This window comes from Arenibacter sp. F20364 (assembly GCF_023015905.1).
Taxonomy (GTDB): Bacteria; Bacteroidota; Bacteroidia; order Flavobacteriales; family Flavobacteriaceae; genus Arenibacter.
In genome coordinates, this window is record NZ_JALKBD010000026.1 from 67,439 (window position 1) to 78,932 (window position 11,494).

The following is an 11,494-nucleotide window of genomic DNA, read 5'->3' on the forward strand; positions in this document are numbered from 1 at the left end:
ATTGGATATATCTCTTTACAAGATATAGTTTTTCAAATTTGCATTTTGGATGATTTGCTTATCTTCCTTAAAAAGATTCAAAACCCATTGAGGTGGTACCTTTTTTTCTGTTGCCCCAATCTCTTGCATAATGTCCGTCAATGCAGTGGGAATATCCCTTTTCCAAATAAGCGCCCTTGTTATACCGATAGCCTTGACCTCCTTTTCTTGCTCAAAATAGTGAACATTGTATACCCACTTGTCATCTCTGCCTACACTTTCCAATATGACATCAAATTTCGACCAAATCTTTAGTGGCCGTCTATAGATAATCTTTTGAGACCCTAATGTAGGGGCCAGTCCCCTTTGTACAATAGCTTTAAATAGTTTAGACCTTGCTATTAATTCCCAACGAATAAAGTCCATGTAAATGGGGTATTTTGCCGCAGTCATTACCCTTAAGCCGTCACAGTCAAACGGTCCAACTCTAAAGGTTCTTCTAATTGTCTGGTCATAACCTACTTCACTTTGAAACTTTCTGAGTACTAATATTTTTATAATAGTGAACCAATAATAAATCATGTTATTTATAATTACAACAAGCGTGTTTGTACAACTTTCATTTGTAGGTTAGCTTGATTTTCAGGTAAAGAAAAATACAAGCTTTGTATCTACCCGGCTGATTCCACAGTAAATACAGCCGATATTGATTTTATCCGTTACCGGTGCCCAGTGTGGACTACTTTATTACAACTAAGATAAGGTATTGACTCAGAGGGTGCAAGCGTGTCTTGATGAGAGATAGATTCCTTATAGATGTGGAGGGCAATAGTTCGTTTTACTGTTAATATGCCTGCGTCCCCTGCTCTATTTTTTGGGGTCTGGCTATCGTTCGTTTGATTAATTTTGTTGAAATAAAGAAAAACAATTCCGGGAAAAGAAAGTTGCGGGAAAAGGCAATTGAAGGGGTAATTTAGATACAACTTTAAAATTTGCTGTTTATGGATTTTAAAATTGTTCATATGCGTTTGTAGGCATCCCAGAAGATAATGTTTCCTATTCTGGCAAATCACCTGAATGTCAATCTTTATATTCTGAAAGCCGTTTAGTTGAACACCTAATAAATAAAAACATAAATTAACAAAAGGCCATAAAGAGTAACTGGATTGCCACCTACTGAATAGGAGATTCCTCGTGTCTTATAAGGGCAATGAAATCATCTTTTATACCATCGCAGATGGTAACGGAGTTATGGGTGCAATTTTTTAAGGCAATAGGATCGAAGCTATTGATTTTAATTTTTGAAGGCTTGAATTCCTTGCACTGTAAATGGGTAAACATATTCAATGCAGCTTTAGAAGTCGCATAAGCAGTCATACAATAGTTGGAATAGCAGAATTCGTCATCCCGCATTTTATTGATATCGCCCAATGCACTTGTTATATTAATAATACTGGGATCTATTCCTTTTTCAAGCAAAGGCTTCAATACCTGGATAATCCTGATGACTGCGAACAAATTTGTCTCATATACAAGCCTCACCTCATCGAGGTTGATTTGATCGATTTTTTGACCAAAGCCATTGGCTATTTCAGCATTGTTGACCAAAAGGTCCAATCGCCCATATTCAGAATCTATTTTTGTTTTTAATTCCAATAGGCTTTCTGCTGATGTGAAATCTGTTTTTACCAACTTATAGTCTTGAAGAACTCCTCCATCTTGAGAAAGCAATTCGAAACTTTTCTTACTAGCAGCAAATATTACATTGTAATTATTGTTCAATAAAATATGGGCAAATGATTTTCCCAACCCATTACCAGATTCTGTGACAACTGCAATTCTATTAACATTCATGGCAAAACTATTTAACTCTACAAATTTAACTAAAAACAATCTCAAAAAATAACCACTTTTCTTTAATAAATGACCCAAATACTGACTTACTGCACTGTATCCGAATTACAAATTTAAATCGCTCTCCATCAATTCAATTGACGAAATTTATTTGGTGTCGTACCACTTAACTTTTTAAAGAATCTCGTGAAATGGGTGGGTTCTTGAAAATTGAGTCTATAGGCAATTTCCGCTATATCCAGGCCTGAAAATTTCAACAGGCTTTTGCTTTCAACTAGTAGCCTTTCCTGAATGATATCCTTGGCGCTTTTACCTGTTAATTTTTTTACCGTAGTGGTCAGGTAATTCGGTGTAATGTTGAGTTGATCGGCATAATCACTGACATTCTTGGTATCCACATACATTTTATCAACTAGGGTTTCAAATTTTTGGGTTATCATTTGTGCACTTGTCAAATGATTTTCAGTCTTTTTGTAGCGTTCATAAACTGCTTTACAGTAATACAAAAAAGTGAGCAACATGCCTTCCAGCATTTTTTCTTGGTAGGGATGAGGATTCTTAAATACGGAATGCATTCTTTCGGCATCAAAATAAAGGGATTCGTGCTCCTCTTTTGTCAAAACCAACACTTTGTTTTCTGACATTTTTAAAAACGGGAAATCCTCAATTAAATTAGGGACTACATGCATCAAAAATTCCTTTTTGAACATAATATTAAATCCAGCTATTTTTGCATCCCATACCCACGAGAAAACTTGCCCTGGTACTACAAATAATAATGGATACCCATCTAGACTAAGCCAGTCAGTGTTCAGATTCAATTTGCTTTTCCCAACATTACTTAATAGACCTATATAATAAAAACCTTGTCGATAAGGAGGCATGCATCGCCTTGTGGAAGGCTCCGACCTTTCGAAGGCATACACATCAAAATTAGGGATGTGGCTTCTATGGGGAAATCCAATCGCTTCATGAAAATCATTGCTTGTTTCAAAAACAGGAATTTCGGTTCTTATCATCATATAAAATTACAAAATAATGGTCTTAAAGTTAGGCCGTCAGTCATTAAAATAGTTAAATGAAACAAATCAATGTAACTCCATATTTGTAAATATCACCACTCGTTTTAAACCTATCCAATACCTTGACCTTATACTGATATCCAAGCCAAATATTTATCCATTAGTGTAAAAAATAATTTTATTTTCGCGAAAAAGGGAACTGCCATATTCCTCACAGAGAAATGGCAGTCCCGATATAACCCTTAAAATTAGCGCTATTTTGAATTATCCTCGAGGTATTTCATTTGCTCAAATTTGTTGCTCAATTCATTTTCGGAAATAATTTCCCATCCCCCACCTAAAGCTTTATATATTGCTATTAGCGATGTTGCCGAAGAAATCTCACTTCTTGCCAACAAGTTTTCGGATTGCAGAAGCGTATTATCGGCACTTAAAAAGTCGATAAAGCTATCCAGACCGGCATTATATCGCTGTTTGGCAAATTTGGCGGCCTCTGCACTGGCCTCCGAAGAAGCTCTTAATGTTTCCTTTCTTTGCAATTCGTTCGAATAATTGCTCAAAGCTGTTCGGATCTCCTCCAATCCATTTAATACGGTTTTCTCATATTGATTCAGTGATGCAAATGTTAAGGCATCGTTCCCCTTGATCTGTTGTTTCACCCTTCCCAGGTTAAAGGCAGCCCAACTTATATTGGGCATGACACTCCAAGTAAAGGATTCCTTACTTCCAAAATTTGAAAAATCAACGGCAGAAAACCCAATAGATCCGCCAAATTGAATCTTAGGATAAAGTTCTGCCACAGACAAATTGTACCTGGCAATTTGTATTTGTAATGCAGCTTCTGCCCGACGTACATCCGGACGGCGACGCAACAGTTCGTTTACATCTCCCAAAGCCACTGATGAAGGTAAACTTGGCAAAGGTTGCTTCTCTACCATGGTCGAATCCAGATTACCAGGCACTTCTCCAATCAAGACGCTCAATCTATTTTTCAATGCTTCAATATTTGCTTTTAGAGGAGGAATCGTAGCTCTGGTATTTTCCAATTGTGCCAACGCTCTAGAAACGTCAAGATTATTGCTTGTTCCAGCCTCCGACAATTTAACCGTCAGATCATAAGTATCCTGTTGCCCTTTTAAGTTACGATGTGCTATATCCAATAGGTATTGTGAACCTCTCAATTCCATGTAATTATTGGCCACTTCGGCAAAAATACTTACATATACCCCTTGCATATCGGCCACTGCCAATTGATTATTGGCATAGGCCCCTTTAATACGGTTGGAAACCCTTCCGAACAGGTCAGCTTCCCAAAAAGCATCGAAGCTGCCATTGTAGTTGCTATAAGTGGGATTGCTCCCTTGTACAAAGACGTTTTCTCCAAGACGGGTTCTCGTATAATTGCCATTGGTCGTCACTGTTGGGACTCTATCAAATTTTGTTTCTTTAAATAAAGCCCTTGAGGCAAAAACGTTCGCTACGGCAGAATTGATATCCATATTATGTTTTCTTGCTTTTTCAATTAAAGAGTCCAAAATGGGGTCGTTGAATTCTGACCACCAATTCTGGGCCGTAGCAACTTTGGTAAAAGCATTGGAACTATTTAGTTCTAAGAAATTCTCTTCAACCTTCGCTTTGGGCGCCACATCAAAATCGCGTTTGGTAATTCCACAGGAAACCAACAGGAATAACAATATGGCGACAATAAACAAATTCTTCATTTTATTAAAATTTAAGTTAATTCAGTTTTTTCAATGCTTGTTGGCACAGGTTTAACTGTGCTGGGGCTGGAAGATGTGGCGGACCATTTTCTTCCCAAATAATAGAATACCGGTGTCAGGAAAATCCCAAAAAGTGTCACTCCGAGCATACCGCTAAATACAGCAATACCCAATGACACACGGAGCTCTGCACCAGCGCCGGTGGCGATAGCTAAAGGCACAACACCTAAAATAAAGGCCATTGCTGTCATTAAAATGGGTCTTAGCCTTAATTTAGTAGCTTCCATAATTGCGGTTTTCAAGTCCTTGCCCTGATCTTCCAATTGCTTGGCAAACTCCACGATTAAAATGGAGTTCTTGCTGGCCAATCCTACTAAAACTATAAGTCCGATCTGGACCATTATGTTGTTGTCCAACCCTGCCAAGTCAATACCGATCATTGCAGACAATAATACCATAGGAACAATGAATATGACCACTAGAGGGAGTACCAAACTTTCAAATTGAGCCGCCAATAATAGAAAGACAAATACGACGGCCAATAAGAATGCGATGCCTGCCGTGCTTCCCGTCTGTTTTTCTTGATACGCCAATTCCGTCCACTCATATGAAATACCTTGTGGTAGAATCTTTTCCGCCAACTGTTCCATTCTATCCAAAGCTTGCCCTGAACTATATCCAGGAGCAATATTCCCATTTAACGAAGCTGCAGGATATAAGTTAAACCTTGGAATCCTTGAGGATCCGGAAATATTTTGTTGGGTAGTGATCGTTCCAAGTGGCACCATTTCCCCATTTTTATTTCGAACCTTGATCCGTGATATATCATCTGGTGTTAAACGGTTTGGCGCATCGGCCTGAGCAGTCACTTGAAAGGTTCTCCCTAAATAATTGAATTCGTTGACAAATGCGGATCCCATATAGATCTCCAACGACTGAAATACATCACCTACATTTAACCCCAATTTTTCTGCTTTAACCCGATCGATATCCAAATACAATTGGGGGGTCTGATTGTTGAAAAAAGTGAATACATTATTAAGAATCGGGTCATTATTGGCTGCAGCAGCCAATGCATAGGTGGCGTTCAAGAGTTCATCCGTTCCCACATTCCCTCTATCCTGTACCATCATTCTAAACCCACCGGCATTCCCTATCCCTCTCACAGATGGAGGAGGAATCACAAGAACTACGGCATCATCTATCTGTGCCAATTTCTGTTGTAGGGTACCTAGCAATGCTTCATATCCTAGGCCCTTTTTCCTTCTTACCTCAAAATCTTCCAAGGGTAAAAATACTGCAGCGGCGTTGGAAGCATTCGTAAAGGAAGCAGCATCAAATCCAGTAAATGCAACCGCATTTTCAACTCCGTCCACATCCAAAGCAATATCCAATACCTTTTGCATGACATTATCAGTTCTAGATAAGGAAGAGCCTGGCGGTAATTGCACAATCGTGATAAAATACTGTTGATCCATGGCCGGAATAAACCCTTTGGCCACCCTGTTGAATTCTATTCCTGTAAGTAATACCAGTCCACCGTACACCACTAATACCATTATTGATGTTCTAATAAGTTTTTGAACAGTTTTACCATAGTTTATGGAAATTTTTTCCATGAAATTATTAAAGGTAGTACCAACAAAAACAAATGGTTTGAGTAATATGGGCGTCTTTTTATTATGATCTTTTTCCTCATGCCTCATTAACAAAGTTGCCATGGCCGGACTCAATGTTAAGGAAACGAACACGGAAATGGTCGTTGCAACTGCAATGGTCAATCCAAACTGTTTGTAAAATTGTCCCGATATGCCCTCTAAGAATGCTGTCGGAATAAAAACCGCTATTAAAACCAGACCTATGGCCACCAAAGCACCTCCCACCTCATCCATGGTCTTAACGGCAGCCTCTTTAGGGGAAAGTCCTTTTGACAAATACCTCTCCATATTTTCAACCACGACAATGGCATCATCCACTACAATTCCGATTGCCAATACCAAGCCAAACAACGTAAGGTTGTTCAAAGAAAACCCAATGGCCTGCATAACGGCAAAGGTTCCTATAAGGGATACCGGTATGGCAAGAATTGGAATGATGGCCGCTCGCCAGGATTGTAGAAATAAAAGGATTACCAAGACCACTAAAATGATGGCTTCAAAAATTGTATGGTATACTTCATCTACAGATTTTTGGATGAATTCTGTCGGATTATAAGCAATTTTATATTCCAGATCTTCTGGAAAATTCTTGGACAACTCCACCATTTTGGCTTGAATTTCAGCAGCTGTTTCCAAAGCATTGCCTCCCGGTTGTTGGAAAATAGGCATGGCTATAGCAGGATTTTTTCCCAAGTATCCCTTGGTAGCATAATTTTGAGCACCCAATTCAACCCTTCCTATATCTTTTAATTGCACAATTCTACCATCTCCATGCGACTTGATGATGACATTCTCAAACTGTTCGGTAGTTACAAGTTTGCCCTGGGTCTGAATATTAATTTCGAAGGCAGATTGGTTACCTGAAGGCAAGGTATTCAACGTACCACTGGCAATTTGTATGTTTTGTGCCCGAAGTGAGGCAACCACTTCACCTGCGGTCAAATCCAAATTGGCAATTTTATCAGGATCCAGCCAAATTCGCATGGCATATTCAGCAGCCCCAAAAATCTGTATATCGCCAATACCTTTTATACGTGCCAATTGGTCCTTCAATTGCAAGGTGGCATAATTCCCCATATAGGTTTGGTCATAGGTTTTGTTCGGGGAATACATATTCACCACCAATAGGATGTCAGGGGATATTTTTTTGGTAGTAATTCCTAATCGACGGGACGATTCCGGTAATCTTGGTTCTGCAATGGCAACACGGTTCTGAACCTGCACCTGTGCTCTGTCCAGATCGGTTCCCAGTTCAAAGGCTATTTGCAGCACTACACGGCCGTCAGCAGAAGATTGAGAGGTCATATAGATCATCCCCTCCACCCCATTGATTTCTTTTTCAAGAGGTGCTGCTACTGTTTCCGAAAGAGTCTTGGCATTTGCTCCTGGATATAGGGCCACAACCTCCACCGTTGGTGGCGCAACATCCGGGAATTGAGAAACTGGCAAGGATACATATGCCAGACCGCCCACAATAAGTATGAGTACACTCAGTACTGCAGCAAAAATGGGTCTTTTTATAAATATGTGACTGAATTTCATAATTTATCTACAATTGAAAAATAGTATACCTCCTGCTCCTCTCTCCCTCCAATTTATGGACCCGGAGGAGCAATTTAAGGGACTGGAATAATTTTTGGGTCTATTTTGATGTGACGGCTATCACTCTATTTTGGCAATGGCCAACTCTCCTGATTCACTCTTTTGCAATTCCGTTTCTATTGGGGTGACAGCAATTCCCTGTCTTATTTTTTGAATGTTATTCGTTATCAATTTATCCTCTTGGGAAATTCCATCCCTAATGATTCTCAATCCGTTGGAATGTAATGGCCCTAATGTGACATTCTTTGTAGTTACAAGATTGCCCTCACCCAATACGTATACAAAACGAATGGATTGGTTGGTACCTATGATTTCATCTGGAATCATAATGGCCTCGTGTTCGGCACTTCCAGCTATCCTTGCTTTTCCGAACATTCCGGGTTCCAACAAATGATCCTTGTTTTCAAGCACCGCCCGGCTTTCGATCGTTCCGGTACTGATATCTATCTCGTTATCCACAAAATCCATTTTAGCTTCGTGCACAAAATCCTCTTCATCCTGAAGTTTTATAAATACTGGGATTCCTTCAGAGCGGGCAGACCTTCGTTCACCGTTTCTTGCCAAACGAACATATCTTAAATAATCGGACTCACTTCCGGTGAAATAAAAATCAATAGGACTTGTGGCAACAATAGTGGTCAACAAGGTGGAGTTGGAAGAACCACCATCGATTAAATTGCCCTCATTCACCCTATCCCTGCTCACTAGACCGGCCATTGGTGCCGTAACCCTTGTGAATTCCAAATTTAATTTTGCATTATCAACCCTTGCCTGTGACAATTGAATACTTGCTTTGGCATATTCCAGGGCTTGTTTTCTACGATCGAATTCTTCAATGGACACAGCTCCTGATTCACGAAGTGATTCTACTCTTTCAAAATTATCCTGTGCTGTTTTTAAGGATGCCTGTGCTTGACTAAGATCTCCATTTGCTTGGTCAAGAGCAATTTTAAAAGGCCTGTCATCAATAGTAAAAAGCACATCTCCTTTGTTGACCATCTGCCCATCAACAAAATTGACACTTTCCAAAAATCCGCTAACACGAGCCCGTACTTCCACTCGGTTACTTGCCTCAAAACGGCCTGTGTATTCATCCCATTCGGTTATTTTTTCTATTAGGGGTGACGACACCTCTACCGGCATGGCCTGTGGAGCCGCAACAGTTTCAATTTTTTCAACATCCCCTGACGTGAAAGCGAGTATAATAATTACAATGAAAAGCAATCCGGCAAGTGCCAATACACTTTTGGAAATTTTTTGGGTATTTATATCAAATTTTTTCATCTTGTTCTTCTTTAGGTTTTTGATTAATGTTTTGACACAGCAAATTTATAATGAGCTGCTCCCTAATGGCTAACCATTATGTTTATATAAATGACCAAAATCTAATCTTCTTAGTTTTTTTATTTAATCTCAGAAAACACTCTTATACAGTTTTCTAAAAAGACATTCTTTTATATGAAGATATTATGCGATAAACTAGGATAGTGGAAAGCAGCTCCGAAATTATAGTCACCAATTAGAATAAGTAGCCTTCTTTATTTGGTATATTTTTATAGCCTAAAAGAAAAAACAAATCCTTGAAAAGTAAGTTGCGGGAAACCGGAATTTGAGATTATTCTAGTTTCTATTTTTTATAATGGCACAATTGGCACGAAATTCCTGGCACTCTAAACCGAAGTATCCACCAAGTCAAAGGAGAAAGAATATCGAGCCGTGTAGGCTTACCAATTGGGATTGGCGCAGGCCAACAAGGCAATGCAGCTATGGGCCATTGCCTACAACATCAAAACCCGCCTGAACGGCACGGGCAAGAATACCTGAAATTTTCAGGAAAACGGACAAAAAGTAGGGCGGGGATGCTGGCTTTGTCCGTTTTTATAAAAAAATGGGGGTATTTAAGTTTAAAAGCTTACTTCTAGGGCATCTAAAATTACATGCAACTCCAGTAACTTAAAAAATAAAACCCTATTAAAACGCGGTTACCAAAACTGTTGTTTTATAAATTATAGGCTTGTGCAATGGTTACCATTGTTATTATGGGTAGTATTTTTTTAATTCTATTGTAGAGTAGAAATGCAATAATTACTCAATGTAGAAGCTAGTTCTTTAGCTTTATTGTGCGCATTTTGAACGGATTTTTTATGTCTATCATCGTTAAATTCTTGGTATTCGGCATTTATCTCATAGAAGGTATCGATTCCTAAATAATGACTCATTGTCTGTATATGTGGTCCGAGGTGGTTCATTTTTTCATTAATACCGCCTAGTCCAAAACCAAATTCGCCACAAGATGTTGCCAACACCATTGTTTTTCCTGACATTATTGGCTCTAAAGGATGATCTCCGCGAGTTAAATCAAAACTAAATGTTTTGTTTATTCGAATCACTTGATCAAACCAAGCTTTTAAAGCTGCTGGTAAACCATAATTATACATAGGTGAAGACATCACAATAATATCAGCTTGTTCTAATTCATTTATTAAAGTATCTGATAATGATACCAATGCTCTTTGCTCTTTAGTTTTTGCTTCATCTGGAGTAAAAACAGCCGCAATCCAATCTTGTGTAATAAAATTAGGCGGATTAACGCCAACATCCCTATGGATAATTTTATCTGTTGGGTTATTTTCCTTCCATTTGTTGATGAAGGATGCTGCGATTGATTTTGAAATGGAGTTGTATTCTTCTACTGAATTTGTGGTTAATCTGGCACTCGCGTCAATATGTAAAATAGTTTTCATTGTTATTAAATTTAAGTTGTTGTTATATTTTTTTAATGGCATTATTGGTTACTGCTATGGCTTCAATTTCTATCAGGGCATCTGCTGAATATAATGAGCTGATTTCTACTATTGAATCTGCTGGGTAAGGTGATGTAAAATGCTCGTGACGTAAGTCTATAATTTTGTTAAAGTTGCTCATATCTTTTAAAAAAATAGTTACTTTAATAACATTTTCTATGCTGGAACCTCCCGCTACTAAAACTCTTTTTAAGTTTTTAAAGGTTTGTGCTGCTTGAAGGTCAAAATCATTTATTCCTATTAATTTCCCATCATCCCCATAAGCAGTTTGACCAGAAATATATAGCATATTATCTACTTTATAACCTTGTGCCAAATTATATGACTTGTATGGGTCGGGAGTGGTTTTAATATACTCTACAGTTGTTTTCATATTATTAGTTTTATTCGATTATATGGAAATTTGATCTTAGAAGTTACTTTACTTATTTTGTAAGTGTATTTCATTTATAAAACTGTTTTTAAAAATTGCTCGTAATTGCTTAACTCTTTCGGTATGTCTGAATTTTTTTCGACATCATGAAATTGTATTGAAGTATGTAACTTCATTCCTAAATATCGATTCATTCCGTGAAAACCAGATAATGGATCATTATCAACACTTATCTCTTTAAAAAATTCATTAGGTAAGGTAAATGCACCATGAGGGGCATTCCAGCTACTGGTTAAAATGTATTGCTTGCCATGTAATAAACCACCTGTTCCGTAGTTGATTTCTGGATTTTTTGAGTTCCATCCGATGCTTGTCCACATTCCATTCACGTTTTCGTACCCCTTGTCGAACAGCCTTTGAAATGCATTTACAAAACGGCTTGAAAAATCAATACCTATCTGCTGGTGCTCATCCACCCAAA

The 11,494-nt window shown here is 38.3% G+C and carries 8 protein-coding genes and 1 pseudogene; all 9 read right to left on the minus strand.

Annotated elements, in window-relative coordinates; genetic code table 11:
- Positions 1 to 15: 15 nt before the first annotated feature.
- Positions 16 to 561, minus strand: a complete 546-nt coding sequence (locus tag MWU84_RS18205) for an acyl-CoA thioesterase (RefSeq protein ID WP_246904397.1) — start codon at positions 559 to 561, stop codon at positions 16 to 18.
- Between the two features lie 591 nt (positions 562 to 1,152).
- Positions 1,153 to 1,833 (minus strand): SDR family NAD(P)-dependent oxidoreductase, encoded by a 681-nt coding sequence (locus MWU84_RS18210; RefSeq protein ID WP_246904400.1) that lies wholly within the window; start codon positions 1,831 to 1,833, stop codon positions 1,153 to 1,155.
- Positions 1,834 to 1,961: 128 nt separating this feature from the next.
- Entirely contained in the window at positions 1,962 to 2,855 is an 894-nt protein-coding gene (locus tag MWU84_RS18215; RefSeq protein WP_246904402.1) for an AraC family transcriptional regulator, read from the minus strand.
- A gap of 254 nt (positions 2,856 to 3,109) precedes the next feature.
- Positions 3,110 to 4,576 carry a TolC family protein gene (locus MWU84_RS18220; protein WP_246904404.1) on the minus strand — a complete coding sequence of 489 codons (1,467 nt, stop codon included), beginning with the start codon at positions 4,574 to 4,576 and terminating at the stop codon, positions 3,110 to 3,112.
- Positions 4,577 to 4,587: 11 nt separating this feature from the next.
- Positions 4,588 to 7,776: a multidrug efflux RND transporter permease subunit gene (locus MWU84_RS18225; RefSeq protein WP_246904406.1), complete on the minus strand. Its 3,189-nt coding sequence runs from the start codon at positions 7,774 to 7,776 to the stop codon at positions 4,588 to 4,590.
- A 120-nt stretch (positions 7,777 to 7,896) separates the two neighbouring features.
- Positions 7,897 to 9,120: an efflux RND transporter periplasmic adaptor subunit gene (locus MWU84_RS18230; protein ID WP_246904409.1), complete on the minus strand. Its 1,224-nt coding sequence runs from the start codon at positions 9,118 to 9,120 to the stop codon at positions 7,897 to 7,899.
- 776 nt (positions 9,121 to 9,896) lie between these two features.
- Complete coding sequence (locus MWU84_RS18235) at positions 9,897 to 10,580, minus strand: NAD(P)H-dependent oxidoreductase (protein WP_246904411.1); 684 nt, start codon at positions 10,578 to 10,580, stop codon at positions 9,897 to 9,899.
- 22 nt (positions 10,581 to 10,602) lie between these two features.
- The gene (locus MWU84_RS18240; protein ID WP_246904412.1) at positions 10,603 to 11,013 is read right to left on the minus strand and encodes a RidA family protein; all 411 of its coding nucleotides are present in this window, start codon (positions 11,011 to 11,013) and stop codon (positions 10,603 to 10,605) included.
- A 74-nt stretch (positions 11,014 to 11,087) separates the two neighbouring features.
- A pseudogene (locus MWU84_RS18245) lies at positions 11,088 to 11,494 on the minus strand (NAD(P)H-dependent oxidoreductase); the annotation flags it as partial.

What these genes read in the sequence shown, in the direction of transcription:
- MWU84_RS18205 (WP_246904397.1), bottom strand. Translation starts at nt 561, where the DNA reads ATGATTTATTATTGGTTCACTATTATAAAAATATTAGTACTCAGAAAG.
- MWU84_RS18210 (WP_246904400.1), bottom strand. Translation starts at nt 1,833, where the DNA reads ATGAATGTTAATAGAATTGCAGTTGTCACAGAATCTGGTAATGGGTTG.
- MWU84_RS18215 (WP_246904402.1), bottom strand. Translation starts at nt 2,855, where the DNA reads ATGATGATAAGAACCGAAATTCCTGTTTTTGAAACAAGCAATGATTTT.
- MWU84_RS18220 (WP_246904404.1), bottom strand. Translation starts at nt 4,576, where the DNA reads ATGAAGAATTTGTTTATTGTCGCCATATTGTTATTCCTGTTGGTTTCC.
- MWU84_RS18225 (WP_246904406.1), bottom strand. Translation starts at nt 7,776, where the DNA reads ATGAAATTCAGTCACATATTTATAAAAAGACCCATTTTTGCTGCAGTA.
- MWU84_RS18230 (WP_246904409.1), bottom strand. Translation starts at nt 9,120, where the DNA reads ATGAAAAAATTTGATATAAATACCCAAAAAATTTCCAAAAGTGTATTG.
- MWU84_RS18235 (WP_246904411.1), bottom strand. Translation starts at nt 10,580, where the DNA reads ATGAAAACTATTTTACATATTGACGCGAGTGCCAGATTAACCACAAAT.
- MWU84_RS18240 (WP_246904412.1), bottom strand. Translation starts at nt 11,013, where the DNA reads ATGAAAACAACTGTAGAGTATATTAAAACCACTCCCGACCCATACAAG.